Here is a 26,798-nt window from a genome sequence, read left to right as displayed (position 1 = left end):
CGAACCGGACGTAAAGGCAAAGCGGAGGGCAAAGGGAAACCAGGATGTAACCAAGAACCCCCTGTCGCGCTACGCGCGTTGACCCTAGGCTGCCGCCGGACGGGGCCATGACACTCAGCAGACCCACAGCGGGGCTGCCGACCCACAGGGGGGCGTATGCCAGCCACCACACAGCCGTACCCGCGCCGCAGACGGGCCTACCGACTGCTGGCCGCGGCCGCCGCGCTCGCCACCGCCGGTGCCCTCGCGGCCGCGCTGCCGGCCGACGCGCACGAGAGCAAGGGCGGCGGTCATCTCCCGAGCCGCTACCAGGACGTCCAGCTGCTCTCCTTCAACGACCTGCACGGCAACCTCGAACCCCCGTCGGGTTCGTCGGGCCGGGTCACCGAGCTTCAGGCGGACGGTACGACGAAGACGATCGACGCCGGTGGTGTCGAGTACCTCGCGACGCATCTGCGTGAGGCCCGCAAGGGCAAGGCGTACTCCATCACCGCGGCGGGCGGCGACATGGTCGGCGCCTCCCCGCTGATCTCGGGTCTCTTCCACGACGAGCCCACCATCGAGGCGCTGAACAAGCTGGACCTGGACGTCACGAGCGTCGGCAACCACGAGTTCGACGAGGGCGCGAGGGAGCTGGCCCGCCTGCAGAACGGCGGCTGCCACCCGACCGACGGCTGCTACACGGACGAGGAGTTCGAGGGCGCCGACTTCCCCTACCTCGCCGCGAACGTCCTCGACGAGAAGACGAACAGGCCGATCCTCAAGCCGTACTGGGTCTGGAAGAAGAAGGACGTCAAGGTCGGCTTCATCGGCGTGACGCTGGAGGACACCCCGGGTGTGGTGTCCGCCGAGGGCGTCAAGGGCCTGAAGTTCAAGGACGAGGTCGAGACGATCAACAAGTACGCGCGCGTGCTCCAGGCGCAGGGCGTGAAGTCGATCGTGGCCCTCATCCACGAGGGCGGGCTGCCGGCCTCCGGCTCGTACAACTACGACTGCGACTCCGGGAGCGCGGGCAGCGGCATCTCCGGCCCGATCGTGGACATCGCGAAGAACATCTCGCCGTCGGTCGACGCGCTGGTCACCGGCCACACGCACGCGGCGTACGTCTGCACGATCCCGGACCCGGCGGGCAAGCCGCGCATGGTCACCTCGGCCGCCTCCTTCGGCCGCCTCTACACCGACACGACCCTCACGTACGACCGTTGGACGGGTGACATCGCCCGTACGTCGGTGAAATCGGCGAACCACGTGGTGACCCGGACCGTCGCCAAGGCGCCGGACCTGACCGAGCTGATCGCCAAGTGGAACACCCTCGCCGCCCCGATCGGCAACCGCGCGATCGGCCACATCTCGGCGGACGTCTCCAACACCGGCACGGAGTCGCCGATGGGCGACCTCATCGCCGACGCGCAACTGGCGTACGGCAGGGAGCTGGACGCGGAGACCGACCTCGCGCTGATGAACCCGGGCGGGGTGCGGGCGGGTCTGACCTACGCGGCGAAGGGGAGCGAGGGCGACGGTGTGGTGACGTACGCCGAGGGCTTCACGGTCCAGCCGTTCTCCAACACGGTCAACCTCCAGGACTTCACCGGCGCACAGCTCATCCAGGTGCTGAGGGAGCAGGTGAGCGGCACCAACGCCGCCTCCCCGAAGATCCTCCAGCCGTCGGCGAACCTCTCCTACACGCTGGACCTGACGAAGTCCGGCGCGGACCGCGTGGTGACGGACTCCATCAAGCTGAACGGCACGGCGATCGACCCGGCCGCCACCTACCGCGTCGCGACGAACAGCTTCCTCGCGGGCGGCGGCGACGGCTTCACGACCCTGGGCCAGGGCACGAACGACCTGGTCGGCGGCGACGACCTGGCCGCGCTGGTGGAGTACCTGACGGCGAACTCGTCGGCATCCGCGCCGATCGCACCGCCGGTGGCGAACCGGATCACGATCGTTCAGTGACCACTTGGGACATATGAGCCGGTGCGACGGCGGAACAGCCTCCGCCGCCGCACCGGCTCCCCCAGACACGCCACCCACACCACAACGGTCGCCGCCAGCACCATCCCCCACCGTTCGTGCGACGCCTCCCACCTCTTGTCCTGTGGGAAGACGAGCAGTGCCCAGCGGGCCGGGAGCGACAGGGGGCCGACCACGGCCGTGAAGAGCAGGGCCGCCGCCACCGAGGGGCCCGGGCGGGGTTCGTCCGTCAGGCGGATCGCGAGGGCTCCCGCGGCGAGCGCCAGGGCGCAGGCCGCGCCGGCCTCCAGGGTGACGGGGCCGACCGGAGGGCGGAGGTCGGACGGGATCAGCAGGACGACCGCCGTCCACCAGAGCACGGTGACCGGGGTGACCAGCGCGACCCGGAGCAGCGTGCGCAGGGGGCGCCGGGTCGGTACCGCCGCGGTGGTGTGGCGGGCCGGGTCGTCGAGGAGGAAGGCCAGGCCCAGGGCATGGGCGAGGGCGGCGGTGCGCAGCAGGGTCAACGCGGACCAGCCGGCGAGCGAGTCGCCGTACAGCCGCAGCAACCCCGCGAGCCCCAGCCCGAGCCCGCCACCCGCAGCGAGCGCCCGCCAAGGCAGGGTGCGCAGGACCGGAAGCGTCAACTCCCGTACCAGGCTCCGCACTTCACCGGCCCCGCGTTCCCCCCTCAGTCGCACTTGTCCGCCTCCTTCGGCGCCGCAACCCCGAGCAGCTCCGCCACCCGCGCGCTCGTCACCTTGGGTGCCGTCAGCTCGGCCCAGTGGGCCTTCACCTTCGCGGCAACGGACTGCTGCGGCTTCGCGAGCAGTTCGCGTACGACGTCCGTCTGGCCCGCCGTCATCTGGAGCGGGTCGGTCGGGGACAGGACGATCGCCGAGCCCGTCACGCTGTCGTCCAGGCGGACGTCGCGCAGGGATCGCATCGGGTCGGGCTGCCAGGACAGGGCGAGCCACATCGCGGTGACCATGCGGCCGTCGCACATCCCGCCCGTCGCCTTCTCGCTGCCCGCGACCAGCACCGAGGAGACCGCCGCCGAGAACTCGGGGACGCGGTTGCCGCCCCACCCCGTGCCGACCGTGACCTGGTAGGGGTTGGCCGAAGGGTCGATCGCGCCGTCGGAGTAGAGGCCGTCCGTGGCGTAGATCCGCTGCCGGACGAGGACCGGCTGGGTGTGCGCCCTGCCGCCGGCCAGGGACTGGACGTGCCGCACGACGGAAGCCCAGGTGGCCGTCCGCGGCTGCCATTCCGGGAAGGAGCAGTACGTGGAGCCGTCCCGGTTCACGCAAGTCTGCTGCTTCTCCGGGTTGTTGGTGGCCGCCGCCCGCGCCACGACCGTCTTCGCCGGAAGCCCCGAGGTCTGCGCCACCCCGCCCGTGACCGCCAGTGCCAGCGCCGCCGCCACCGCGCCCTTGAGCGCCCAGCCGCGACCGCCCCCGGCGACCACCGCGAGCAGCCCCACCGTCAGGCCGAGCCCGAGCAGGTACAGCGCGTGCCAGGCCGCCGGGCGGTCCATCAGGTCGGACGGGATGGCGCCGCTGCTCATCTCGCCCACCACCGGCGCCAGCCAGCGCGTGCCCCGCTCGCCGGTCCCCGTGGGGACCGCCCCGGCGAAGAAGAGGAAGAAGAACAGCACGATCGCCATCGGCACCGCGAACCCGGACGGGATCAGCCGCGCCAGCAGCACCCCGACCGCCCCGAACAGCAGCACGAGCAGCGGTCCCACGAGCAGTTCGGCCACCGAACCGGTCCCGACGGCGCCCGGCCGCAGCGCCTCCCACCCGAACTGCCCCGCCACGCCCACCGCGACGAGCAGCACGGCCGGTACGACGGACAGCACATGCGCCGCCGTACGCCGTCCGGGCGTGAGCACCAGGACCCCGAAGTGCCGTTCCGTGTCGTGCCGTTGCGAGCGCAGCACCGCGTGGTTGGCGCACAGCATCACCGCGAGGCCGACCAGCAGCGGGCCGCTCTGGGTGGCGCGGTCGGCGTTCTGCAGGGCGGGGAAGCCGTCCTCGAACTTCGGGGTGCGCCACACGATCCAGGCGACGTACGCCGCGAAGGCGAGCAGCATCGGTATGCGGGTCAGCAGTCGCCGCGCCTCGAACAACGCCAGGTCGAGCGTCGCCGACGTGGCCCCGCCGGAGTGCGCCGTCCGCTCCGTCACGGGCGCTTCTTCCAGCACCGCGCTCATGCCGCCACCCCCGCGCGCACGCCCGCGTCGTCGAGGGTGAGCAAGTAGCCGTCCTCCAGGGTGGGTTCGGCGAGGTCCGCGCCCTCGGGCGGGTTGCCGACGTTGCGGAAGGAGCCGGTGCCGGTGCGCCAGCCGGCCTTCGCGCCGGGGTCGCGTCCGGTGCTGTTCCAGACGCGGCCCGCGGCCCGTGCGGTCAGCTCGGCGGGGGTGCCGTCGAAGCGGATGGCGCCGCCCGCCATCACGAGCACGCGGTGGCAGAGCATCGCCACGTCCTCGGTCTGGTGGGTGGACAGGAGGACGGTCCGGCCCTCACCCGCCTGCGCGATCAACTCCCGGAAGCGCATGCGCTGTTCGGGGTCGAGGCCGACCGTCGGCTCGTCCAGGACCAGGAACCCGGGGTCGCCGACCAGCGCGGCGGCCAGCGCGACTCGCTGCCGCATACCGCCGGACAGCTTCCTGATGCGCTTGCCGCGCACCTCGGAGAGGTCGACCTGGTCGAGCACGCGCCGCACCTCGCGGTGGCGGGCGCCCCGGTCGGTCAGTTCCTTGAGGATCGCCACGTAGTCGACGAACTCGAAGGCCGTGAAGTCCGGGTGGAAACCGGGGGTTTGGGGCAGATAGCCGAGCCGCCGCCGCACCTCCTGCCGGCCGGCCGCCGTGCCCGGGTCCTGGCCGAGCACGGTGAAGGCTCCGCCGTCGGCGGGCACGGCGGTGGCCAGCACCCGCAACAGGGTCGTCTTTCCGGCGCCGTTGGGGCCGAGCAGGCCCGTGACGCCCGGTGTCAGCCGCAGCGACACGTCGTCGAGGGCGCGGGTCGCGCCGTAGCGCAGACTCAGCCCGGAGGCGGAAACGGTGGTGGTCATTCGGTACTCCCCCAGAAGCGGTCGGACAAAGAAGGCGCGACGGCGGTCATGCGGCGCTCCCCCGAAAGCGGTCGAATCGGTCCCGTACGAGAAACAGCAGGCCGCCCGCGAGCACGGCGACCGCCGCCGCCACCCCCTGGCCGGCCGCGGTGAACGGCGCGAGCGTGGAGCCGGGGCCGGCGTCGGCGGCCTTCGCCGCCAGCAGCACCGCGACCCACCCCCCGCCGACCAGCGACGGCGCGAGCACCGGGCCGAGCCGGGCGGACAGCGCGAGCCCGGTCGAGGTGAGCGCGAGCGCGGGCAGCAGCCAGGCCAGGGCGCCGAGGCCGTAGCCGGGCAGCGCGAGCGTCGCGAGCCCGCTGAGGCCGAGCACGGCGGCGAGGACGGCGACGGTACGGATCATCAGCAGCCGGAACCCGTGCACCGGGGCGACCACCGCCATCTCGTACGTCGAGTCCAGCGCGGGCCCGTACGACAGCGCGACCCCGGCGAGCGGGAGCAGCGGCGCGAGGGCCAGGAACAGGGTCGGCGACGCGGAGTTGCGGGCCGAGTGGGCGGCCGCGACGGACATCACGAGGACCGCGACGACCGAGCCCAGCCAGGAGCGGCGCAGCACGGGCGTCGCCGCGAGCAGCCGCGCGACGTGATCGGCGACCCCGACCCGCACCAGCGTCCGCTCGAACAACCCCGGCCGGGGAGCGTCGAGTTCGGCGTCGAGCCGCTCCCAGCCGGCGTCGAGGGAGACGGGATCGCTCACGGAGGCGAGCACCCCGCGGCACTCGGCGCACGCGACCAGATGCGTGTCTGCCGACCAGAGCATCGGGGCCGCCAACTCGCCCTGGGCGTAGGCCCGTAGATCCTCGGCTTCCACATGCCACGTCATGCCAGCGCCTCCCTCAGCTGCTTGCGGGCCCGCATCGCCCGTGTCTTGACCGTCCCCGGCGGAATCCCCAGCAGGACGGCCGCCTCGCGGGTGGTCAGCCCGTCGATGACCGTCGCCTGGAGGACCGCCCTCAGCTCCGGCGAGAGCCGGACCAGGGCGCCCGCGAGGTCCCCGTGCTCCACCCCCGCGAGCACGCGCTCCTCCGCGGACGCCTCGTCCCGGTGCCGCAGCCGCGCCAGCGCCTGCCGCAGCCGCCCCCGCGCCCCGTCGCCGCGCACCGCGTCGACCAGCCGCCGCGACCCGATCCGCCACAGCCACCCGGCCACGTCACCGTCCTCGCGGTAGCGGGCCTTGCCCCGCCAGATCGCCAGGAACGTCTCCTGTACGACGTCGTCGACGATCCCCGCGTCGGCGCACCGGCCGCGCAACCGGGCGGTCAGCCACGGCGCGTACCGCCGGTACAGCTCCTCGCAGGCGCGCCGGTCCCCGTCCGCGGCGGACCGCAGCAGCTCCCCGTCGCTTCTCGTTTCGCTCACGTCCCCTCATCGGATGGGCACGGCGGATCGGTTCACGCGATCTCGCTTGACTTTTTCAGACCCCTTCAACCACCCTTTCACTACTCAATTAGTGAAAGGGTGGTTGTACGGGTGGTCGAGTACCGCATCGACCGGCGCTCCGGCGTCGCCACCTACGTCCAGATCGTCCAGCAGACCAAGCAGGCCCTCCGGCTGGGCCTCCTGGAGCCGGGAGACAAGCTGCCCACCGCGCGCGAGGTGGTCGAGGCCACCGCGATAAACCCGAACACCGTCCTGAAGGCCTACCGCGAGCTGGAACGCGAGGGCCTGGTGGAGGCCCGCCGCGGCCTCGGCACCTTCGTACGCCGCTCACTGGGCACCGCCACTCCGGCCGAGTCGCCCCTGCACGGGGAACTGGACGCGTGGGCGTCGAAGGCCCGCGAGGCCGGCCTGGACCGGGAGGACGTGGCGGCGCTCTTCACCGCCGTACTCGAGAAGCACTTCACCGACAAGCACAGCCTGGGGGACGTTTCATGACCGACACCGCCGGCCTCGCCCTGGAGGCGACCGCCGTGGGCAGGCGCTTCGGCGCCCGTTGGAAGGCGCCGGCCTGGGCGCTGCGCGACTGCACGTTCAAGCTCGCCGCGGGCCGCGTCTGCGCGGTCGTCGGCCCGAACGGCGCCGGCAAGTCCACGCTCCTCGCCCTCGCCGCCGGCCTGCTGGTCCCGACCGAGGGCACGGTCACCGTCCTCGGCACCGACCCGGCCTCGGCCCGCACCCGCGTGGGCTACGTCGCCCAGGACAAGCCGCTGTACCCGCAGCTGACCGTCGCCGAGACCCTGCGCATGGGCGCCGATCTGAACCCCGGCCGCTGGGACGCGGCGACCGGCGAGCGGATCGTGGCCGACGGCGGCCTCGACCCGGCCGCCCGCGTCCGCTCCCTCTCCGGCGGCCAGCGCACCCGCGTGGCGCTCGCCCTGGCCCTCGCCAAGCGGCCCGAACTGCTGCTCCTGGACGAGCCGATGGCCGACCTGGACCCGCTGGCCCGGCACGAGCTGATGGGCGTGCTGATGGCGCAGGCCGCCCAGCACGGCACCACGATCGTGATGTCCTCGCACGTGGTCGCCGAGCTGGAGGGCTCCTGCGACCACCTCCTCCTCATCGGCGGCGGCCGGGTGCGGCTGTCCGGCGAGATCGACGACCTCCTCGCCGCGCACGTGCGCGTGTCCGGCCTCGCGGAGACCTCCCTCGACCCGCACACGGTCGTCGAGGCCCGCACCACGGGCCGCCAGCTGACCGCCCTGGTCCGGCCGTCCGGCCCACTCCCCGAGAGCCTGCGCACGAGCACACCCTCCCTGGAGGAGCTCGTCCTGTCCTACCTGCGCAACCCCCAGGCCCCGGGCACCACCCCGGCCGAGCACGAGAAGGCCGCGATATGACCGCCCTGGCCGCCCCCGCCGCGCTCCGCGCCCCGTCCCCCCGCCTGTCCCGCTGGCTGCTGCGCCTGCACCGCCCGGCCCTGTACGTGTTCACGGGACTGGTCCTCGTACTGGCCGCGGCGCTGCTGTGGCTGTGGGGCCCGCTGACGGACGCCGCCGCCGAGGGCTGGCGGCAGTGGAACGCGTGCGGCGACCACCCGCGCTGCTCGTACGACCAGGACGCGATCCTGCGCTACAAGAAGGTCTACGACGTCACCACGCTGGCCATGTTCCTGCTCCCGTTCCTGGTCGCCGCCTGGGCGGGCGGTGCGCTGACCGGCGGCGAACTGGAGAACGGCACCGCCGAGCTGACCTGGACCCAGGGCGTGACCCCGGCCCGCTGGCTCGCCGCCAAGCTGGCCCTGCCGGCCGCCCTGGTCGCCGTCGGCACCGGGCTCCTGGTCCTGCTGCACCATCTGATGTGGTCGGCGGGCGAGGGCCGCATCGACACCAGCAAGTCCTGGTATGACACCCTCACCTTCGCCGTCAACGGCCCCGGTCTGGTCGGTCTCGCCCTCGCCGGTCTGGTCGTCGGGGCCCTCGCGGGCCTGGTCGTGCGCCGGGCGCTCGCCGCGCTGGGCGTCGCTCTGGCCGCGATGGCCGCCCTGTGGTTCGCCACCTTGTCGGCGCTGCCGTACCTGTGGCCGGCCGTCACCACGACGGGCGACCTGGACAGCGGCTTCGCCGTCGACGGCCTCCACGTCGACTACGGCCTCGTCACCTCCACCGGCCGGCACATCCCGGTGCCGGTCTGCAACGGGAGGTGCGAGGACGTGTACACGAAGCTCGACGCCGTCGGCATCTACAACGACTACCACCCCCGCTCCCACTTCTGGCCGCTGCACCTGATGGAGGCCGGGCTCCTGCTCGCCCTCGCCGCGCTGCTGACCCTGCTCGCCTTCCGCCTGCTCACCCGCCGGACCGCCACGGCCCGCCACCGCGAGGAGGCCGCCGTATGACCACATTCGCCCTGCCCGGACTGCCCCGCACGGTTCTGCGGCTGCACCGAACGGCACTGATCGTCTGGGGCACGTTCGTCGCCGCCGTGATCGGCTGGCTGGTCTGGCTGAACACGGTCACCGCAGACCGGGGCGAGCGGGAGATGGCCTACTGCGAGCACCACGAGACCTGCAACATCCTCACCGCGCTGAACTACAGCGAGCGGACCGGCTACATCGGCACCCTCGTCTGCTACAGCTTCCTCGCGGTCGCCGCCTGGGCGGGCGCCGCGCTGATCGGCCGGGAGCTGGAGTCGGGTACGGCGAAGCTGGCGTGGACGCAGGGCGTCACCCCCGTCCGCTGGCTGACCGCCAAGCTGGCCCTGCCCGCGCTGCTGCTCACCCTCGGCGGGACGGCGCTGGTGCTGGCGTTCCGCTGGGGCTGGAGCGCCCACCGGGACCTGATGGGCGACGACTGGACCTTCGCCGACGTCTTCGTGGCCCGCGGTCCGGCGACGGTGGCGTACGGGCTGTGCGCCCTCGCGGTCGGCACGCTCACCGCGCTCCTGATCCGCCGCACCCTGCCCGCCCTCGGCATCTCCCTCGCCGCGATGTGGCTCCTCAACTTCGTCCTGGAGCGCCACCGCGGCTCCTTCTGGCCCACGCTGACCCGGACCTCGGCGACCCGCTTCGACCTCCAGAACGGCCTCTGGCAGCTGACCAAGGGACATGGCGCCGACGGCTATTACGTCACCTACCACCCGCAGTCCCACTTCTGGCCCATGCACCTCGTGGAGACCGGCATCGTCCTCGCCGTCGCCGCCCTCGCGACCCTGATCGCCTTCCGCCTGCTCCCCCGCCGCACCGTGTGACGCACCCGATCCGCGTACGTCCTTTCCACGGGGGGACGGACGTACGTACCCTCGGGGGCGGCTCCCAGCCAGGTGTTACGCCGGTCCGGCCGGCGTAGACGCCCGGGAGCCGCTCCCCGATATCCCGCACGCCATGTCGCCGTAACCAACGGTTCAGACGGGCTTGCGACGCTCGGCCAATGACGCCCTCCGTGCCAGAGCCTTCGCCGCCCTCCGAGGGGACCGCGGGGAACGGGGACGCCCTCCACACCGTGGCCGCTCTCCCGCCCGCCGCCTCCGACGCGCCCGTGACGCCGTTGGCGCGGAAGAATGGGTCCATGAGTCAGCCAAACGCCCAGGCACAGGTCCAGCACCCGCAGCCCTCCGTGGGCTCCATAGCCGCGCACCGCCCGCACACGGTGGCCGCCGCGGTCTCCGACCTGGAACCCGACATCGACGCCGACCTCGATGCCTACGAGGAGTCCCAGGTCGACGGGGTACAGCTGCCGCAGGGCCGGTTCCTGGACCGGGAGCGCAGCTGGCTCGCGTTCAACGAGCGCGTCCTCGAACTCGCCGAGGACCCGAACACCCCGCTGCTCGAACGGGCCAACTTCCTCGCGATCTTCGCCAGCAACCTGGACGAGTTCTTCATGGTCCGGGTGGCCGGTCTGAAGCGCCGTATCGCCACCGGGGTCGCCACCCGTTCGGCGTCCGGCCTCCAGCCGCGCGAGGTGCTGGAGATGATCTGGGCCCGCTCCCGCGAGCTGATGGCCCGGCACGCCGCCTGCTACCACGAGGACGTCGCCCCCGCGCTCGCGGAGGAGGGCATCCACCTGGTCCGCTGGAGCGAGCTGACGGAGAAGGAGCAGGCGCGCCTCTTCACGCTCTTCCGGCACCAGATCTTCCCGGTCCTGACCCCCCTCGCGGTCGACCCGGCGCACCCCTTCCCGTACATCTCCGGCCTCTCCCTGAACCTGGCCGTGGTGGTACGCAACCCGGTCACCGGCCACCGGCACTTCGCCCGCGTCAAGGTCCCGCCGCTGCTGTCCCGCTTCCTGGAGAGCTCCCCCGGCCGTTACGTGCCCATCGAGGACGTCATCGCCGCGCACCTGGAGGAGCTGTTCCCGGGCATGGAGGTCCTGGAGCACCACGCCTTCCGCCTCACCCGCAACGAGGACCTGGAGGTCGAGGAGGACGACGCCGAGAACCTGCTCCAGGCCCTGGAGAAGGAGCTCATGCGGCGCCGCTTCGGACCGCCGGTGCGCCTGGAGGTGGAGGAGTCCATCGACCGCGAGGTCCTCGACCTCCTGGTCCGCGAGCTGAAGATCTCCGAGGCCGAGGTGTACCCGCTGCCGGGTCCGCTGGACCTCACCGGCCTCTTCCGGATCGCCTCCATCGACCGGCCCGAGCTGAAGTACCGCAAGTTCATCGCGGGCGTCCACCGCGACCTGGCCGAGGTCGAGTCGGCGTCCGCGCCGGACATCTTCGCCGCCCTGCGCACCCGGGACGTCCTGCTGCACCACCCGTACGACTCCTTCTCCACCTCCGTCCAGGCCTTCCTGGAGCAGGCGGCGAACGACCCGGACGTCCTCGCCATCAAGCAGACCCTGTACCGGACTTCGGGCGATTCCCCGATAGTCGACGCGCTCATCGACGCCGCCGAGTCCGGCAAGCAGGTGCTCGTCCTGGTCGAGATCAAGGCACGCTTCGACGAGCACGCCAACATCAAGTGGGCGCGCAAGCTGGAGGAGGCGGGCTGCCATGTCGTCTACGGCCTGGTCGGCCTGAAGACCCACTGCAAGCTGTCCCTGGTGGTCCGTCAGGAGGGCGACACGCTACGGCGTTACAGCCACGTCGGCACCGGCAACTACCACCCGAAGACGGCACGCCTGTACGAAGACCTCGGCCTGCTCACCGCCGACCCCCAGGTGGGCGCCGACCTGTCCGACCTGTTCAACCGCCTCTCCGGCTACTCTCGCCGGGAGACGTACCGCCGCCTCCTGGTCGCCCCGAAATCCCTGCGGGACGGCCTGATCGCGCGGATCAACAAGGAGGCCCAGCACCACCGTGCCGGGCGTCCCGCGTTCATCCGCATCAAGGTCAACTCGATGGTCGACGAGGCCCTCATCGACGCGCTCTACCGCGCGTCCCAGGCCGGCGTGCCGGTCGACGTCTGGGTGCGCGGCATCTGCGCGATCCGCCCCGGCGTGACCGGCCTGTCGGAGAACATCCGGGTCCGCTCGATCCTCGGCCGCTTCCTGGAACACTCCCGGGTCTTCGCCTTCGGCAACGGCGGCGAACCCGAGGTGTGGATCGGCAGCGCCGACATGATGCACCGCAACCTCGACCGCCGTATCGAGGCCCTGGTCAGGGTTACCGACCCGGCCCACCGCGCAGCCCTGAACCGGCTGTTGGAGACCGGCATGTCCGACACCACCTCCTCCTGGCACCTCGGCCCGGACGGCGAGTGGATCCGGCACGCCATCGACGCGGACGGCCAACCCCTGCGGAATATCCAGGAGATGCTCATAGACGCCCGGAGGCGCCGGCGTGGCACAGCAACACCTTGACCCGACGGACCCCACGGCCGGGCCCGCCCCCACCGGGGACGCCCTCGCGGGCTACCTGCGGGCCCAGGCCACGGAGTTCCTCCGCGCCCTGCGGCTGCACCGCGAGTCCGGTGCGGCCGCGAACGGCACGGACGAATCCGTCGACGCGGCCCGCGCCCTGCGCCGCTCGGTCCGCCGCATCAGCGGCAGCCTGCACACGTACCGGCCGCTGCTGGAGACCGACTGGTCGGAGAGCCTGCGCCCGGAACTGGCCTGGCTGTCGGGCACGTTGACGATGGAGCACGCGTACGCGGCCCGTCTGGAGCGGCTGTTGCTGGCGCTGCACCGCTTGTCAGGAGCCGCGGTCTTCCCTGCTCAGACCAGCGCAGCTGTGGGCACTCCCGCCGACGTAGCTGCGGGCAGTCGTGCCGCTGGGGCGGCACCCGTCCCACTGAAAGCGGCACCGTCCCACGCCGGGCCCCCAAACCCCGCCCCCACTGCGGACCGCGGCAATCTCACCGTCGGCGCGGCAAAAGCAGGCGCCCTCCTCGAACGTCAGCTCACCCTCGCCCGCACCCGGGCCCACAGCACCGCCCTCCAGGCCCTCGGCTCCTCCCGCTTTCACGCCGTCGCGGACAAGGTCGCCGTCCTGGCCAGCGAGGTCCCCCTCACCCCCACCGCCGCCACCACGAACCTCCACCCCCTGGCAGCCGCGGCCGAGGAACGCCTCACGGACGCCATCGCCGCCCTCCCCCTCGTCACCGCCGGCCACCCCTACAACGCCGAGGCCCTCATCCACGGCCTCTCCCCCGACCCGGCCCCGCACCCCCAGGACGCTCCCTGGCACCAGGTCCGCCTCCTCCTCCGCCTGCACCGCTACGCCCGCGAGGCCCTCCACGGCGAGAACGTTCCCGTGGACGTCCGCCTCCTCACCGCGGGCCAGGCCCTGGACCGCCACCGTGACGCGTCGGAGGCGGCGGCGGCCGCGGCCTCGGCGGCCCGGACCCCCCGTATCGCGCCGGCCACCGCCTACGCGCTCGGGGTACTCCACGCTGATCAGCGCCACGAGGTGGAGGCGGCGCGGTTCGCGTTCCAGCAGTGCTGGCAGAAACAGGTGGTGAGTACGTGACGGCGACCCCGGAAGGCAACCACACCCTCATCCAGGCGGCCGGCTGCATCCTCTGGCGCCGCTCCCCCGTGGACGGCGAGCTGGAGGTCTGCCTGGTCCACAGGCCGAAGTACGACGACTGGTCCCATCCCAAGGGCAAGCTGAAGCGCGCCGAGGAGCCGCTCGCGGCCGCCCTGCGCGAGGTCGCGGAGGAGACGGGTTACACGGCGGAGCCCGGCGTCGAGCTGTCCTCGGTGCGGTACTTCGCCAACGGCCGTCCCAAACAGGTGCGTTACTGGGCCGCCGAGGCGATCTCCGGCGGCTTCACGCCCAGCACGGAGGTGGACCGCATCCTGTGGCTCTCCCCCGCCGCGGCCCGCAGCCGCCTGACCCAGCACCGCGACCGCACGCTCGTCGACGAACTGCTGACGGCACTGCGTCACGCCTGAGGGGTGGTCAGGTGCACCTGGGCGTCCGTCCGGGCCTGGCTCCGGGCTCTGCGCGCCGGTCCCCGCCACCCGCAACTGCACCGGGCGAAGCAGAACCGCCCTTGTTCGACCGTCATCGTGCGGTGTTCCTCCTGAGCCACGCTGACAACGTTACCGAGCCCGAGTAAAGGCCTCGTATGCGCGTGACGGCCCCTCCTACCCGTCGTTAAGCGGAACGACAGGGGGCCCGTGACGGACGTACCGGCTGGGGGTAGGCAGGCGATGGCGGAGCGGCAGCACAGGGTGGGCGGGGCGGTCGCCGCGGGGATCGCCGTCTGTCTCGGCGCGGCCGGATGTTCCGGTGGCGCTGCCGCCGAGGACTCCCGCGGCTCCGACGCCGTGCAGGTGCTGCACCGGGCGCCCGGCACCCTGGTCGACGCGGGCAGCTCGAAGGCGACGACCTCGATGGAGATGGCAACCGGCGGCACCCGCGTCACCATCCGCGGCCAGGGCGTGTACGACTACCGGCGGCAGCTCGGCCGGTTGTGGGTGCGGTTGCCGCAGGATCCGACCGGTACCGCCGAGCACCGCCCGATCACCGAACTCCTCGCGCCCGGCGCCCTGTTCATGAAGAACCGGGGCGCCGGAGTGCCCGCCGACAAGTGGGTCCGGGTGGACACGGCCGGCCTCGCCGACGGGAACCTGGTGACCGGCGGCGCCACCGACCCGTTCGCCGCGGCCGGGCTGCTGCGCGGGACGCGTACGGCGACGTATCTCGGGAAGACGCGGCTGGCGGGGGTGCCGGTGCGGCACTACCGCGGGACGACGGAGCTGCCCGCGGCGGTGGTGAAAGGGTTCGCCAGGAGGTCGGTGCCGTTCGACGCGTACCTCGACGAGCAGGGCCGTGTCCGCAAGGTCCGGCACGAGTTCAGCTTCGTCAACGGGCGGCAGAAAGGCACGGTCGTGGTCTACTCGACGACCTTGCTGTACGACTTCGGGACCCCCGTCGACGTACGTCTCCCGGCCTCGAAGGACATCTACGCGGGGAAGATCGCGGAATAGCAAGTGGGCGTGACGGGCGTCAAGAACTAGCCCGTCCGTGCCATGCGCGGTGTGTAGGCCGCTCCCTACTCTAGGAAGTCGGTGACGGCAGAGATGAGGTGACGCACGTGGCTCCGGTCGGCGGTACGGCAGTTCAGGACCACGTGGCCCTCGCCGAGATCGAACTGTGCGGAGAGCTGATCATCGCGGCCTCGGCCGCCGAGGAGCGGCTCAGCCTTGCGAGCATCGACGAGGTGCTGAAAGTGGCCGAAGAGCGTGAGGCCTCCGGCGACTAGCCGGAGGCCCCCCTTCGGATCCGGGCCCGGGTCAGGTGCGCAGCAGGCGTCCGATCGCCTTCGTCGCCTCCTCGACCTTCGCGTCGATCTCGTCACCGCCCTTGACCGCCGCGTCCGCGACGCAGTGCCGCAGGTGCTCCTCCAGCAGCTGCAGCGCGAAGGACTGCAGGGCCTTGGTGGAGGCGGACACCTGGGTGAGTATGTCGATGCAGTAGACGTCCTCGTCGACCATCCGCTGCAGGCCGCGGATCTGGCCCTCGATCCGGCGCAGCCGCTTGAGGTGCTCGTCCTTCTGTTTGTGGTAGCCGTGCGTGGTGGTTCCGGAGGGCGCCGTGGCGCCGGCCTCGGTCGTCGTCATCGCGTCCTCCCGCAACTCAAGGGGACATATACCCCAGGTGGGTATATGGTATCGAACTTTGCTGGGTATAGGGCCTTTGGCCAAGGCCGGAACCCGAGCCCCGTACCGCCCCCGTGCTGAGCACTCTGCCTGATGGGCGACACTGGACGACGGCCCATTAGCCGTGGCCGGATGATGCACTTAGCATCAGCCTGACCGAAACCGATGCAATCCGAGGACCCCTTGTGCGCTTTCGTCTGACCCCCAGGGAGACGAGCTTCTACGACATGTTCGCCGCATCCGCGGACAACATCGTCACGGGCTCGAAACTCCTGATGGAACTGCTCGGGGCGGACGCCTCCGCCCGGGCCGAGATCGCAGAGCGTATGCGGGCCGCTGAACACGCAGGTGACGACGCCACGCACGCGATCTTCCACCAGCTGAACTCCTCCTTCATCACGCCCTTCGACCGCGAGGACATCTACTCCCTCGCGTCCTCCCTCGACGACATCATGGACTTCATGGAGGAGGCCGTCGACCTGGTCGTCCTCTACAACGTCGAGGAGCTGCCCAAGGGCGTCGAGCAGCAGATCGAGGTCCTGGCGAGGGCGGCGGAGCTCACGGCGGAGGCCATGCCGAACCTCCGCACGATGGACAACCTCACCGAGTACTGGATCGAGGTCAACCGCCTCGAGAACCAGGCCGACCAGATCCACCGCAAGCTTCTCGCCCACCTCTTCAACGGCAAGTACGACGCCATCGAGGTGCTGAAGCTGAAGCAGATCGTGGACGTCCTGGAGGAAGCGGCGGACGCCTTCGAGCACGTGGCGAACACGGTGGAGACCATCGCCGTCAAGGAGTCCTGAGGCGTCGATGGACACCTTCGCCCTGGTCGTGACCATCGCGGTCGCGCTCTTCTTCACGTACACCAACGGCTTCCACGACTCGGCGAACGCGATCGCGACGTCGGTCTCCACGCGGGCGCTCACGCCGCGAGCGGCCCTGGCCATGGCCGCGGTGATGAACCTCGCCGGTGCCTTTCTCGGCAACGAGGTCGCCAAGACCGTCAGCGAGGGGCTGATCGAGACCCCGTCGGGTTCGCACGGGATGGGCATCCTCTTCGCGGCGCTGACCGGCGCGATCGTCTGGAACCTCGTCACCTGGTACTTCGGCCTGCCCTCCTCGTCCTCCCACGCCCTGTTCGGCGGCCTGGTCGGCGCGGCGCTGGCGGGCGGCTCCGACGTCCTGTGGCACGGGGTGCTGGAGAAGGTCGTCATCCCGATGTTCGTCTCGCCCTTCGTCGGCCTGATCGTCGGCTACCTGGTGATGACGGCCATCATGTGGCTCTTCCGCCGCTCCAACCCGCACAAGGCCAAGCGCGGCTTCCGTATCGCGCAGACCGTCTCCGCGGCGGGCATGGCGCTCGGCCACGGCCTCCAGGACGCCCAGAAGACGATGGGCATCGTCGTCATGGCACTGGTGATTTCCGGCCATGAGACGTACGGCGACCCGATCCCGGTCTGGGTGAAGATCGTCTGCGCGCTGATGCTGTCCCTGGGCACGTATGCGGGCGGCTGGCGCATCATGCGCACGCTGGGCCGCAAGATCATCGAGCTGGACCCGCCCCAGGGCTTCGCGGCGGAAACAACCGGCGCGTCGATCATGTTCGTCACGGCCTACCTCTTCAAGGCCCCCATCTCCACGACCCACGTGATCACCTCGGCCATCATGGGCGTAGGCGCGACGAAGCGCGTGAACGCGGTCCGCTGGGGCGTGGCCAAGAACATCGTCCTGGGCTGGTTCATCACGATGCCGGCGGCGGCGCTGGTAGCAGCGGGAGCCTTCGGCCTGGTGAACCTGGCGTTCCTGTAACTGCTCAGGACATCGGAGCACGTACGGGGGCGTTCGGGGACGAGCAACTGCCGCCCCGATCCCCCGCCCCCACTCAGCCCGTCCGGGGACATTCGAGGACGAGCGACTGCCATCCCCATCCCCCCCCCCCCCCGCCGAGAGCGACCCCACACGCTCCTGCCCGGCACCACCCAGCCCGCCCCGGGGGCGTTCGAGGACGAGCAAACGCCATCCCGATCCCCCACCCACCCACTGAGGGCGGCCCCACACGCCCCCGCCCGGCACCACCCAGCCCGTCCGGCGTTTGAGGACGAGGCCCCTTCAGGGCCGATCGGGGGGCTGGGGGCGTGTACCCCCGCACAGCCGCAGGCATACGACGACGGGCCCGCCCCCGGGAGCCAGGGGCGGGCCCTTCATCGTCCTCGCGGTGGCACCGCCATGCAGCACCGCGAGGGGTTCGTCACGGCCTAGCCGAAGCGGCCGGAGATGTAGTCCTCCGTGGCCTGGACCGACGGGTTGGAGAAGATGCGTTCCGTGTCGTCGATCTCGATCAGCTTGCCGGGCTGTCCGACGGCGGCCAGGTTGAAGAACGCCGTGCGGTCGGAGACACGCGCCGCCTGCTGCATGTTGTGCGTCACGATGACGATCGTGAAGCGCTCCTTGAGCTCACCGATCAGGTCCTCGATTGCGAGGGTGGAGATCGGGTCCAGGGCCGAGCAGGGCTCGTCCATGAGCAGCACCTTCGGCTCGACCGCGATCGCCCGGGCGATGCACAGCCGCTGCTGCTGACCACCGGACAGACCCGAGCCCGGCTTGTTCAGGCGGTCCTTGACCTCGTTCCAGAGGTTCGCGCCCTTGAGCGACTTCTCGACCGTGTCGTCGAGCTCGCTCTTCTTGAACTTGCCGTTGAGCTTGAGACCGGCGACCACGTTCTCGTACACCGACATCGTCGGGAACGGGTTCGGCCGCTGGAAGACCATGCCGATCTCGCGCCGCACGGCCACCGGGTCGACCCCGGCGCCGTACAGGTTCTCGTCGTCGAGCATGACCTTGCCCTCGACCCGGCCGCCCGACGTCACCTCGTGCATCCGGTTCAGGGTGCGCAGGAACGTGGACTTGCCGCAGCCGGACGGGCCGATGAAGGCCGTGACGGTACGGGGCTCGATGGTCATCGAGATGTCCTCGATGGCCCTGAACGAGCCGTAGTAGGCGCTGAGGCCGCTGACGTCGATTCGCTTGGCCATTACTACTTCACTTCCAAAAGTCTGGTGGGGTCGCTGTCTGGCCCCACGCGGCGGTAGCCGCACATTGACGCTTTAGCGACCGGACTTGGGGGCCTTCCAGCGGGCGATGCCGCGGGCCACCAGGTTGAGGATCATCACGAAGGCGATCAGCGTGAGCGACGCCGCCCAGGCGCGGTCGTACGCCGCGTTCGCGCCGGCGCTCTGCGCGTACTGCTGATAGATGTACAGCGGCAGCGACTGCTGCGCACCCTCGAACGGGTTGTTGTTGATGAACCGGTTGCCGAACACCAACAGCAGGACGGGCGCGGTCTCACCGGCGATACGGGCGACCGCCAGCATGACACCGGTCGTGATGCCGCCGATGGAGGTCGGCAGGACCACCTTGAGGATCGTGCGCCACTTCGGCACGCCCAGCGCCAGGGACGCCTCGCGCAGCTCGTTCGGGACGAGCTTGAGCATCTCCTCGGTGGAGCGGACGACGACCGGCATCATCAGGATGGCCAGGGCCATCGAACCGGCGAAGCCGAACGGCTCCATGTCGAAGATCAGCATCAGCGACAGGATGAACAGACCCGCGACGATCGACGGGATACCCGTCATGACGTCGACGAAGAAGGTCACCGCGCGGGCGAGCTTCCCGCGGCCGTACTCCACCAGGTACACGGCGGTGAGGATGCCGACCGGCGCCGCGATGATCGTGGCGAGGCCGACCTGCTCCAGGCTGCCGATGATGGCGTGGTAGATGCCACCGCCCGGCTGGGAGTCGGGGACGACACCCATCGAGTGGGTCAGGAAGTAGACGTCCAGGACCTTCACACCGCGCGAGATGGTCGTCCACACCAGGGAGACCAGCGGTACCAGGGCGACCAGGAAGGCGACCCAGACCAGGCCGGTCGCGATGCGGTCCTTGGCCTGCCGGCGTCCCTCGACGTAAGCGGCGATGCCGTACGTGGCGAAGAGGAAGAGCAGCGCGGCGATCAGGCCCCACTGGACCTTGCTGTCGAGCCCGGCGCCCGCGCCGATGCCGACGGCCACGAGCAGGGAGCCGGCGGCGATCGCCCACGGCGACCACTTCGGCAGACGGGCGCCGTGCAGGGCGCCGGGGCGCTTGTCGGCGATGGTGGCGTTGCTCATGCGTTGGCCCCCGAGTACTCCGCACGACGGGCGATGATGAGCCGGGCCGCGCCGTTGACGAGCAGGGTGATGACGAACAGGACCAGACCGGAGGCGATGAGCGCGTCACGGCCGAACTCGTCGGCCTCGCTGAACTTGCTGGCGATGTTCTGGGCGAAGGTGCCGCCGCCGCCGTTGAGCAGGCTGGCGTGGATCAGGAAGTCGGGGGAGAGCACGGTCGCGACGGCCATGGTCTCGCCGAGCGCGCGGCCGAGGCCGAGCATCGAGGCGGAGATGACACCGGAGCGGCCGAAGGGGAGGACGGCCATGCGGATGACCTCCCAGCGGGTGGCGCCGAGCGCCAGCGCCGCTTCCTCGTGCATCTGCGGGACCTGGCGGAAGACCTCGCGGCTCACGTTGGTGATGATCGGCAGGATCATGATCGCGAGCAGGATGCCGACGGTGAGCATCGAGCGCGGCGGGCCCTCGTCCCAGGAGAGGACGCCGGTCCAGCTGAAGTAGTCGTTCAGCCAGCCGAAGAGGCCGGTGAGGTGCGGAACCAGTATCAGCGCGCCCCACAGGCCGTAGACGATCGACGGCACGGCGGCCAGCAGGTCGATCACGTAGGCGATCGGACCGCGCAGCTGGCGCGGCGCGTAGTGGGTGAGGAACAGCGCGATGGCCACCGCGATCGGGACCGCGAGGACCATGGCGATGATCGAGGAGATGATCGTGCCGTAGGCCAGCACCGCGATGCCGAAGGTCGGCGGCTGGATGTTGGTGTTCCACTCGAAGGTGGTGAGGAAGTTCCCGTGGTCCTTGCTGATGGCGAGGGACGCACGGTAGGTGAGGAAGACCGCGATCGCGGCCATGATCACCAACAGGAAGATGCCCGACCCACGGGAGAGACCGAGGAAGATCCGGTCTCCGGGTCGGGTGGCGCCGCGGGCGTTGCGCTTCTGCTCGGCCTCGGTCGGCTGCGGGGCGGGGGGTGGTGTGTCTTCGGTGTTCTGCGTCGTTATGTCCATCGGGTTCTCCGGTCTGCGGAACCACATCCATGATGCGGTTCTGCGAAGCCGTACGTCTCGGTACGGCTCGTGGCGGCGGTGCACCGGACGGTGCGGTCCGGTCCCGGGACGAGGCCCGGGACCGGACCGCACTCTCAGATCAGCTAAGGCCGTCGATGGTGGTGCGGACCTTGGCGATGATGTCGGCGGGCATCGGGGCGTACTTCAGACCGTTGAGGAGGCCCTGGCCGTCCTCGGAGGCGATGTACGTCAGGAACGCCTTGGTGGCGGGCAGGGTGTCCGCCTTGTTGCCCTTGTCGCAGGCGATCTCGTAGGTGACCAGGGTGATCGGGTAGGCGCCGTCGGCCTTGGTCGTGTAGTTCAGCTGGAGCGACAGGTCCTTGCCGGTGCCGATGACCTTGGCGTCGGCGATGGCCTTGGTGGCGGAGTCGCTGCTCGGGGCGACCGGGGCGCTGGCGCCCGTGTCGATCGAGACGGCCTTCATGCCGTCGGCGACGTAGGAGAGCTCCATGTAGCCGATGGCGCCGTTGGTCTGCTTGACACCGGCGGCGACACCCGCGGACTGGGCGGCGGCCTGGCCACCCTTGGCCTGCCACGCCTTACCGCCCTCGTACTTCCAGTTGTCGGGGGTGGCGGCGATCAGGTACTTGGTGAAGTTGTCCGTGGTGCCGGACTCGTCCGAGCGGTGGAACGCCTGGATCTTCAGGTCGGGAAGCTTCGCGTCGGGGTTCAGCTTCTTGATCGCGGCGTCGTTCCACTTGGTGATCTTGCTGTCGAAGATCTTCGCCAGGGTGGGGGCGTCCAGGACCAGGTTGTCCACGCCGGAGAGGTTGTAGGCGACGGCGATCGGGCCACCGACCATCGGGAGGTCGATGCCCTGGCCGCCGGTGCAGACCTTCTTGGAGGCGGTGACCTCTTCGGGCTTCAGCGCCGAGTCGGAGCCGGCGAAGGCGAGCTGGCCCTGGTTGAAGGAGGTGACACCGGCACCGGAGCCGGAGGCCTTGTAGTTGATCTGGACGCCACAGGCCTTGGAGAACTGCGCGACCCACGCGTCGATCGCGTTCTTCTGCGCGGACGAGCCGTCGGCGAGCAGCTGGCCCTTGGCGTCGTTGCACTTGATCGAGCCGGCCTGGGTGGAGGCCGAGGCGCTGCTGGAGCTGCCGCTGCTGTCGCCGTTGTCGTCCGAGCCGCACGCCGTGAGGACCAGGGCGCTCGACGCGGCGAGAGCACCGAGGGCGATGGCCCGCCGATTCATGCGCTGAAGCTTCACTTGAAAGAGTTCCTTCCAGGAGCCGCCGTCCTGAATCGGCGGCGTGCGGGGTTGCGAAGTCTGTCGACGCGGGACGCACCTCTGTCGAAGGACGACCCACATCGGTAAGGCCGAAATTAGGCAGATCAGGTGAAGGCGCCGACTGGCGCAAATGAACGGAAGGTGAACCCCTGCAGACGTTGTGGTTAGGTCACGGAACGCTTACGGGCAGGGCACATAGCGGTTCCAGACATACGGTGACACAGGAGTGACACTGGCCCTGGAACCCGTGGGGTCGGCGTGCCGTCTCGTTCCCCGAGAGCCATCGGGAGGCAGAGCATGGAACGGCGTACGTTCATAGGCGGCGGCGCGGCCGCCATGGCCGCGGTCGCGACGGCCGCGTGCAAGGGCGGTTCGGCGGACGCGGACACCAGCTCCTCGTCATCCTCAGGAACCTCCGGTACGTCGATCCGGTCCCAGTCCGCCGCGGCCGCCCCCGCGAACTGGACCGCCCTCGCCCACGACCTCGACGGCACCCTCGTGCGTCCGGGTGACGGGAAGTGGACGACGGCCCACCAGCTCTACAACACCCGCTTCGACGGGCTGAAGCCGGCGGCGGTCGCCTATGTCGCGCACGCCGACGACATCCGTACGACCCTCGCCTACGCCCGCGCCCACCGTATCCAGGTCGCGATCCGCAACGGCGGCCACTCGTACGCCGGCTGGTCCTCCGGGAACGGCAAGCTGATCCTCGACGTCTCCAGGCTGAACCAGATCCGGGTGAGCGGTGGCCAGGCCGTCGTCGGCGCCGGCGCCAAGCTGATCGACGTCTACCGCGGGCTGACCGCGAAGGGCGTGACGATCCCGGCCGGTTCCTGCCCCACGGTCGGCGTCTCCGGCCTGGTCCTCGGCGGCGGCCACGGCGTGGTCTCCCGGGCGTACGGACTGACCTGCGACAGCCTCACCCAGGCCACGCTGATCACGGCCGACGGCAAGGAGATCACCGCGAACTCCACGACCAACAAGGACCTGTTCTGGGCGCTGCGCGGCGCGGGCAACGGCAACTTCGGCGTGGTGACCGAGCTGCACTTCAAGACCCACCCGGCCCCGCAGGCCGTCTCCGCGTACGTCACCTGGCCGTGGTCCAAGGCGGCCGCGGTGGTGAAGGCGTGGCAGGAGTGGGGTCCCGACCAGCCGGACGAGATCTGGTCCTCCTGCCATCTGGAGAACGGCGGTTCGCCCAGCGTCTCGGTCGCCGCGTTCTCGCTCGGCACGTACGGGGAGTTGCAGAACGCGCTCGACCGCCTGGCCGACCAGGTCGGCGCGCCGGCCCGCAGCGTCACGCTGAAGCGGCACACGTACGAGGGCGCGATGGAGGCGTACGCGGGCTGCTCGTCCTTCCCGACCGCCGCGCAGTGCCACCTGCCGGGCTCCACGCCGGGCCGCAACCCCCAGGGCTCGCTGGGCCGGGAGACCTACGCGGCCCGCTCGGACTTCTTCGACCGCTCGATCTCGACGGCGGGCGTCCAGACCCTGCTCTCGCACATCGCCTCGGTCCAGGGCGGCGCCGGCAGCATCGCCCTCACGGCCCTCGGCGGCGCGGTCAACCGCGTCTCCCCCACGGCAACGGCCTTCGTCCACCGCCGCTCACGCATGCTGGCCCAGTACATAGTGTCCTGGCACGCGGGCTCGGCGGGCACGACGGCCCAGTCCTGGCTGACGAAGGCTCACGACGCGATGAAGCCGTACGCCTCCGGAGCGGCCTACCAGAACTACACGGACCCGACCCTGACGAACTGGCGCAAGGCGTACTACGGGGACGCGGCGGCCCGTCTGGCAACGGTGAAGAAGCAGTACGACCCGAACCGCTTCTTCATATACCCACAGTCGCTGTAGCGCCCCAAAGGGGCGCGGGGCTGTATTGATATGCGGCTCCGCCGCGTGGGCGCGACCAGCCACGACGCAGCCGCAGACGGCTCTCGGCAGACCGCTACGCGGCGAGATCCCGCTCCTCCGCCCCCACCGCCTCGGTCCGCGCCCCCGGGATCAGCGCGTCCTGCCCTACCCCGGCCCGTCCTCGCGCCCGTACGAACCACCCACCCCGCGGCGACTTCTCGACCGCCTTCATCAACGGAGTCAGCAGCGCCATGGCCAGCGGCGACAGCAGCAGCGCGACCGCCGTGCCGAGCGCGAACCCCCCGACCACGTCCGTCGGGTAGTGCACGCCCATGTACACCCGGCAGAACCCTTCGAGCAGTGCCAGCCCGATCCCGGCGATCCCGAACTTCCGGTTGGCGACGAACAGTCCGACCCCGAGGGCCATGGCGATCGTCGCGTGGTCGCTGACGAAGGAGTAGTCGGTCTTCCCGGAGATCAGGACGTCGAGCCCCTGGTGGTCGAGGAAGGGCCGGGGCCGCTCCACGAATCCCCTTATCGGCACGTTCACCAGCACGGCGATCCCGGCGGCGAGCGGCGCCCACACCAGCGCGGCGACCGAGGAGGCCGCCTCCTCGCCGCCCCGCCTGCGCACGGACCACCAGCACCACACCACGAGCAGCACCAGGGCGAGCACGATCCCGTACTCCCCGACGTACTCCATGATCCGGTCGAACCAGTGCGGGGCGTCCTTGGCCAGACCGTTGATGTCATAGAGCAGGTCGACGTCGGGGTTCGACCCGGATTCGGCGAGTCCAGCCATGGTGCTGCGGCCCCTTCGTCGTCTGCTCCCGGACGCGCTCGCGCACGCCCGCCTACCCACCCCCGTGGTTGTAGATCACGTCGTAGATCACATCGTCGCTGACTACGACAACAGGAACGCACGGCCCCGGTTGATACGTTCCACACTCCACCGAATGATCACGCAGACGTTATCGAAGAGAGACCCGTTCCCCCAGCTCAGGGGGTGGGTTCACACTCGGCTCACACCGTCGTGGGCAACGCTTTCGCGCCATCTTCGGTGACCCGGGTCGCACCGAAGTAATCCGGGGTGTCGATCGGGTCGAACCGGATCACGGCCCCCGTCCGGGGCGCGTCGATCATGTATCCGCCACCGACGTAAATCCCCACATGCCGGATGGCCCGGGAGTCGGTGAGGTCGTCCGAGAAGAACACGAGATCGCCGGGCAGCAGCTCGTCCCGCTTGGGGTGCGGACCGGCGTTGTACTGATCGTTCGCGACGCGCGGAAGCGTCACCCCGACACTCTCGTACGCCGCCTTCGTCAGCCCCGAGCAGTCGAAACGCCCGTTGTCCGCGGCCGTCCCGTTCCCGCCCCACAGATAGGGCGTGCCGAGCTTCCTCTGCGCGTAGTAGATCGCTCCGGCCGCCTGCTTGCTGGGATCGACCCGCGTGACGGGCGCCGCGAAGCTCTCCTCCAGCGTCGTGATGGTCTTGACGTAGTTCCGGGTCTCCGAGTACGGCGGCACGCCCCCGTACTTGATCACCGCGTAGGCCCCGGCGTTGTACGAGGCGAGCATGTTTTCGGTCAGGTTCCCGGGTACGTCCTTCACGTACGAGGCGAGTTTGCAGTCGTACGACGCGGCGGACGGGATGGCGTCCTGCGGGTCCCAGACGTTCTTGACACCGTCGCCGTTCCCGTCGATCCCGTGCGTGGCCCAGGTCCCCGGGATGAACTGCGCTATCCCCTCCGCGGCCGCCGCGCTCTTCGCGTTCGGGTTGAAACCGCTCTCCTGGTACAACTGGGCGGCGAGCAGCGCGGGGTTGATGGCGGAGCAGAGGTTGCCCCACTTCTGCACGATGGCCGAATAGGCGGCGGGCACCGACCCCTTGGCGAGCGCCTTGGTCCCGCCGCCGACCCCGTTGACGAGGTTCCCGGCGACGACGTAGACGCCCACCACGAGCAGCATCACGAAGGACAGAGCCGAGCCGACGGCGACCCCGGCGATGACCCACGCCTTACGCACCGTCAACCGCCCCTCGCCGCCCAGCAGTCCATAGCCCAGGTCAGTGTAGGCGCGGGGGCTGTGTTCCGGGGTGATCACACAGGAGCGAAAACAGGTCAGGGATCAGCAGCGGCATCCTTGTAAAGCTCGGCCGCCTCGGTGCCCAGCACCACGCTGTACGAGATGTCGTCGGTGTTCCCGCCCTGTTCGTGCCCGCCGAGGACCCCCACGACCTGCTCGTCCCCGTTCACCCAGGGGCTGCCGCTGGTCCCGCCGCTGAGGTCGGGGCAGTCGATGCGCTGCTGGGTAGGGCTGTGCGTAGTCGGTTTGTTGGTGCAACTGACCGGCACCTCACGGGAGTTGGGGTACCCGGTGACGGTGACGGCGGTGGCCCCGGTGGCCGTGCCGGTGACGAACCGGTTGCCCCCGACGACGTCCTCGATCCCCTTCTCCGTGCCCTCCGCCTTCTCCTCGCCGAGCACGGCGAACGCGACGTCGCTGTCCTCGTCCTGCGCCTTGGACCACCCGTCGGGCAGGAACCGCCGCTTGACGTTCCACACCCCGTACGGCGCCTTCCCGTCCCGGTACCCCGGCACGAAGACGAGGTCCCCGGCGTCGTCCCCGTCCAGGCAGTGCGCCGCGGTGACGATGAGGTTCCGGTTGGGGCTGTGCACGACGGAGGCGGTGCAGAAGTGCCCGCCGGCCAGCTTGTCGGCCCGGTCGGCGCCGAAGAGGGCGCCGATCCGGGCCGTCTGTCTGTCCGCGGCGGCGACGGCGGTCACTCCGAAGGGCCCGGGCCCGTCGTCGGCGGACGCGAGGGAGGCGGAGGTGAGGGCCGGCACGAGCAGGACGACGGCCGCACAGAGGGGGCTGGAGACGCCTCCGCGGATGCGTGGGGTGCGTGGGGTGCGCTTCATCGGAGGCCACTGTGTCCGACGAAGGTGAGAGAACGGCCGGG

At 70.6% G+C, this 26,798-nt stretch carries 26 protein-coding genes; 13 read left to right on the top strand and 13 right to left on the bottom strand.

Annotated features, from left to right (window positions below; all coding sequences use genetic code 11):
* Positions 1-156 precede the first annotated feature (156 nt).
* The gene (locus MQP27_RS12945; protein WP_242765176.1) at positions 157-1,956 is read left to right on the top strand and encodes a bifunctional metallophosphatase/5'-nucleotidase; all 1,800 of its coding nucleotides are present in this window, start codon (positions 157-159) and stop codon (positions 1,954-1,956) included.
* Here the strand turns inward: MQP27_RS12945 and MQP27_RS12940 are convergent.
* From MQP27_RS12940 to MQP27_RS12920, 5 genes are read right to left on the bottom strand one after another with little or no spacing between them, the layout of a single operon-like run.
* Positions 1,950-2,648 (bottom strand): ABC transporter, encoded by a 699-nt coding sequence (locus MQP27_RS12940; RefSeq protein WP_242765873.1) that lies wholly within the window; start codon positions 2,646-2,648, stop codon positions 1,950-1,952. The two genes, MQP27_RS12945 and MQP27_RS12940, sit on opposite strands and share 7 nt — an antisense overlap.
* Entirely contained in the window at positions 2,645-4,168 is a 1,524-nt protein-coding gene (locus MQP27_RS12935; protein ID WP_242765174.1) for an ABC transporter permease, read from the bottom strand. Before MQP27_RS12935 ends, MQP27_RS12940 begins: the two co-directional genes overlap by 4 nt.
* Positions 4,165-5,031, bottom strand: a complete 867-nt coding sequence (locus MQP27_RS12930; RefSeq protein WP_242765172.1) for an ABC transporter ATP-binding protein — start codon at positions 5,029-5,031, stop codon at positions 4,165-4,167. The genes MQP27_RS12935 and MQP27_RS12930 overlap by 4 nt, the downstream gene beginning before the upstream one ends.
* A gap of 46 nt (positions 5,032-5,077) precedes the next feature.
* Positions 5,078-5,914, bottom strand: a complete 837-nt coding sequence (locus MQP27_RS12925; RefSeq protein ID WP_242765171.1) for a cupin domain-containing protein — start codon at positions 5,912-5,914, stop codon at positions 5,078-5,080.
* Positions 5,911-6,450, bottom strand: a complete 540-nt coding sequence (locus MQP27_RS12920; RefSeq protein ID WP_242765169.1) for an RNA polymerase sigma factor — start codon at positions 6,448-6,450, stop codon at positions 5,911-5,913. Before MQP27_RS12920 ends, MQP27_RS12925 begins: the two co-directional genes overlap by 4 nt.
* Positions 6,451-6,561: 111 nt before the next feature.
* On the opposite strand from MQP27_RS12920, the gene MQP27_RS12915 reads away from it, so the two are divergent.
* From MQP27_RS12915 to MQP27_RS12875, 9 genes are all read left to right on the top strand, one after another.
* The gene (locus MQP27_RS12915; RefSeq protein WP_242765167.1) at positions 6,562-6,966 is read left to right on the top strand and encodes a GntR family transcriptional regulator; all 405 of its coding nucleotides are present in this window, start codon (positions 6,562-6,564) and stop codon (positions 6,964-6,966) included.
* Complete coding sequence (locus tag MQP27_RS12910; protein ID WP_242765165.1) at positions 6,963-7,868, top strand: ABC transporter ATP-binding protein; 906 nt, start codon at positions 6,963-6,965, stop codon at positions 7,866-7,868. The genes MQP27_RS12915 and MQP27_RS12910 overlap by 4 nt, the downstream gene beginning before the upstream one ends.
* Positions 7,865-8,866 carry an ABC-2 membrane transporter-related protein gene (locus MQP27_RS12905; protein ID WP_242765163.1) on the top strand — a complete coding sequence of 334 codons (1,002 nt, stop codon included), beginning with the start codon at positions 7,865-7,867 and terminating at the stop codon, positions 8,864-8,866. The genes MQP27_RS12910 and MQP27_RS12905 overlap by 4 nt, the downstream gene beginning before the upstream one ends.
* A complete protein-coding gene (locus MQP27_RS12900) occupies positions 8,863-9,717 on the top strand; it encodes an ABC-2 membrane transporter-related protein (RefSeq protein ID WP_242765161.1) in 855 nt (284 codons plus the stop codon). The genes MQP27_RS12905 and MQP27_RS12900 overlap by 4 nt, the downstream gene beginning before the upstream one ends.
* 317 nt (positions 9,718-10,034) lie before the next feature.
* Positions 10,035-12,266, top strand: a complete 2,232-nt coding sequence (locus MQP27_RS12895) for an RNA degradosome polyphosphate kinase (RefSeq protein ID WP_242765159.1) — start codon at positions 10,035-10,037, stop codon at positions 12,264-12,266.
* Entirely contained in the window at positions 12,247-13,374 is a 1,128-nt protein-coding gene (locus MQP27_RS12890; protein ID WP_242765157.1) for a CHAD domain-containing protein, read from the top strand. Before MQP27_RS12895 ends, MQP27_RS12890 begins: the two co-directional genes overlap by 20 nt.
* Positions 13,371-13,802, top strand: a complete 432-nt coding sequence (locus MQP27_RS12885; protein WP_242765156.1) for an NUDIX hydrolase — start codon at positions 13,371-13,373, stop codon at positions 13,800-13,802. Before MQP27_RS12890 ends, MQP27_RS12885 begins: the two co-directional genes overlap by 4 nt.
* Positions 13,803-14,063: 261 nt before the next feature.
* A complete protein-coding gene (locus MQP27_RS12880) occupies positions 14,064-14,843 on the top strand; it encodes a hypothetical protein (RefSeq protein WP_242765154.1) in 780 nt (259 codons plus the stop codon).
* Between the two features lie 107 nt (positions 14,844-14,950).
* A complete protein-coding gene (locus MQP27_RS12875) occupies positions 14,951-15,118 on the top strand; it encodes a hypothetical protein (protein WP_242765905.1) in 168 nt (55 codons plus the stop codon).
* 31 nt (positions 15,119-15,149) lie between these two features.
* Here MQP27_RS12875 and MQP27_RS12870 read toward each other — a convergent pair whose 3' ends face one another.
* A complete protein-coding gene (locus MQP27_RS12870; protein ID WP_242765152.1) occupies positions 15,150-15,476 on the bottom strand; it encodes a metal-sensitive transcriptional regulator in 327 nt (108 codons plus the stop codon).
* A gap of 224 nt (positions 15,477-15,700) precedes the next feature.
* Here MQP27_RS12870 and MQP27_RS12865 point away from each other — a divergent pair, with 224 nt between their 5' ends.
* Both MQP27_RS12865 and MQP27_RS12860 read left to right on the top strand, forming a co-directional pair.
* Positions 15,701-16,321 (top strand): DUF47 domain-containing protein, encoded by a 621-nt coding sequence (locus MQP27_RS12865; RefSeq protein WP_009326469.1) that lies wholly within the window; start codon positions 15,701-15,703, stop codon positions 16,319-16,321.
* A gap of 7 nt (positions 16,322-16,328) precedes the next feature.
* Positions 16,329-17,327, top strand: coding sequence for an inorganic phosphate transporter (locus MQP27_RS12860; protein WP_242765150.1), 999 nt, complete (start codon positions 16,329-16,331; stop codon positions 17,325-17,327).
* Positions 17,328-17,773: 446 nt separating this feature from the next.
* Here the strand turns inward: MQP27_RS12860 and pstB are convergent, their stop codons facing one another.
* From pstB to pstS, 4 genes are all read right to left on the bottom strand, one after another.
* Positions 17,774-18,550 (bottom strand): phosphate ABC transporter ATP-binding protein PstB, encoded by a 777-nt coding sequence (gene pstB / locus MQP27_RS12855; protein ID WP_242765148.1) that lies wholly within the window; start codon positions 18,548-18,550, stop codon positions 17,774-17,776.
* A gap of 72 nt (positions 18,551-18,622) precedes the next feature.
* Positions 18,623-19,684, bottom strand: coding sequence for a phosphate ABC transporter permease PstA (gene pstA / locus MQP27_RS12850; protein ID WP_242765146.1), 1,062 nt, complete (start codon positions 19,682-19,684; stop codon positions 18,623-18,625).
* Positions 19,681-20,691 (bottom strand): phosphate ABC transporter permease subunit PstC, encoded by a 1,011-nt coding sequence (pstC, locus tag MQP27_RS12845; protein WP_242765144.1) that lies wholly within the window; start codon positions 20,689-20,691, stop codon positions 19,681-19,683. Before pstC ends, pstA begins: the two co-directional genes overlap by 4 nt.
* A 139-nt stretch (positions 20,692-20,830) precedes the next feature.
* Complete coding sequence (pstS, locus tag MQP27_RS12840; RefSeq protein ID WP_242765142.1) at positions 20,831-21,961, bottom strand: phosphate ABC transporter substrate-binding protein PstS; 1,131 nt, start codon at positions 21,959-21,961, stop codon at positions 20,831-20,833.
* Between the two features lie 318 nt (positions 21,962-22,279).
* On the opposite strand from pstS, the gene MQP27_RS12835 reads away from it, so the two are divergent.
* The gene (locus MQP27_RS12835) at positions 22,280-23,836 is read left to right on the top strand and encodes an FAD-binding oxidoreductase (protein ID WP_242765140.1); all 1,557 of its coding nucleotides are present in this window, start codon (positions 22,280-22,282) and stop codon (positions 23,834-23,836) included.
* A gap of 94 nt (positions 23,837-23,930) precedes the next feature.
* Here the strand turns inward: MQP27_RS12835 and MQP27_RS12830 are convergent, their stop codons facing one another.
* The 3 genes from MQP27_RS12830 to MQP27_RS12820 form a co-directional block, all read right to left on the bottom strand.
* On the bottom strand, positions 23,931-24,638 hold the full coding sequence (locus tag MQP27_RS12830) for a phosphatase PAP2 family protein (RefSeq protein ID WP_242765138.1): 708 nt from the start codon (positions 24,636-24,638) through the stop codon (positions 23,931-23,933).
* A gap of 221 nt (positions 24,639-24,859) precedes the next feature.
* Positions 24,860-25,867, bottom strand: a complete 1,008-nt coding sequence (locus MQP27_RS12825; RefSeq protein ID WP_242765872.1) for a C40 family peptidase — start codon at positions 25,865-25,867, stop codon at positions 24,860-24,862.
* An 89-nt stretch (positions 25,868-25,956) separates the two neighbouring features.
* Positions 25,957-26,757 carry a trypsin-like serine peptidase gene (locus tag MQP27_RS12820; RefSeq protein ID WP_242765136.1) on the bottom strand — a complete coding sequence of 267 codons (801 nt, stop codon included), beginning with the start codon at positions 26,755-26,757 and terminating at the stop codon, positions 25,957-25,959.
* Between the last annotated feature and the right edge of the window lie 41 nt (positions 26,758-26,798).

The organism is Streptomyces cylindrosporus (assembly GCF_022698165.1).
In the GTDB taxonomy this organism is placed as follows: Bacteria; Actinomycetota; Actinomycetes; order Streptomycetales; family Streptomycetaceae; genus Streptomyces; species Streptomyces cylindrosporus.
This window is presented reverse-complemented; position numbering and strand designations above follow the sequence as displayed.

Bases quoted from the DNA above. Each gene is read 5' to 3' on its own strand.
- MQP27_RS12900 (WP_242765161.1), top strand. From the start codon at position 8,863: ATGACCACATTCGCCCTGCCCGGACTGCCCCGCACGGTTCTGCGGCTG.
- MQP27_RS12945 (WP_242765176.1), top strand. From the start codon at position 157: ATGCCAGCCACCACACAGCCGTACCCGCGCCGCAGACGGGCCTACCGA.
- MQP27_RS12835 (WP_242765140.1), top strand. From the start codon at position 22,280: ATGGAACGGCGTACGTTCATAGGCGGCGGCGCGGCCGCCATGGCCGCG.
- MQP27_RS12820 (WP_242765136.1), bottom strand. From the start codon at position 26,757: ATGAAGCGCACCCCACGCACCCCACGCATCCGCGGAGGCGTCTCCAGC.
- pstB (WP_242765148.1), bottom strand. From the start codon at position 18,550: ATGGCCAAGCGAATCGACGTCAGCGGCCTCAGCGCCTACTACGGCTCG.
- MQP27_RS12930 (WP_242765172.1), bottom strand. From the start codon at position 5,031: ATGACCACCACCGTTTCCGCCTCCGGGCTGAGTCTGCGCTACGGCGCG.
- MQP27_RS12860 (WP_242765150.1), top strand. From the start codon at position 16,329: ATGGACACCTTCGCCCTGGTCGTGACCATCGCGGTCGCGCTCTTCTTC.
- MQP27_RS12925 (WP_242765171.1), bottom strand. From the start codon at position 5,914: ATGACGTGGCATGTGGAAGCCGAGGATCTACGGGCCTACGCCCAGGGC.
- MQP27_RS12910 (WP_242765165.1), top strand. From the start codon at position 6,963: ATGACCGACACCGCCGGCCTCGCCCTGGAGGCGACCGCCGTGGGCAGG.
- MQP27_RS12935 (WP_242765174.1), bottom strand. From the start codon at position 4,168: ATGAGCGCGGTGCTGGAAGAAGCGCCCGTGACGGAGCGGACGGCGCAC.
- MQP27_RS12905 (WP_242765163.1), top strand. From the start codon at position 7,865: ATGACCGCCCTGGCCGCCCCCGCCGCGCTCCGCGCCCCGTCCCCCCGC.
- MQP27_RS12895 (WP_242765159.1), top strand. From the start codon at position 10,035: ATGAGTCAGCCAAACGCCCAGGCACAGGTCCAGCACCCGCAGCCCTCC.
- pstA (WP_242765146.1), bottom strand. From the start codon at position 19,684: ATGAGCAACGCCACCATCGCCGACAAGCGCCCCGGCGCCCTGCACGGC.
- pstC (WP_242765144.1), bottom strand. From the start codon at position 20,691: ATGGACATAACGACGCAGAACACCGAAGACACACCACCCCCCGCCCCG.
- MQP27_RS12880 (WP_242765154.1), top strand. From the start codon at position 14,064: ATGGCGGAGCGGCAGCACAGGGTGGGCGGGGCGGTCGCCGCGGGGATC.
- MQP27_RS12870 (WP_242765152.1), bottom strand. From the start codon at position 15,476: ATGACGACGACCGAGGCCGGCGCCACGGCGCCCTCCGGAACCACCACG.
- MQP27_RS12830 (WP_242765138.1), bottom strand. From the start codon at position 24,638: ATGGCTGGACTCGCCGAATCCGGGTCGAACCCCGACGTCGACCTGCTC.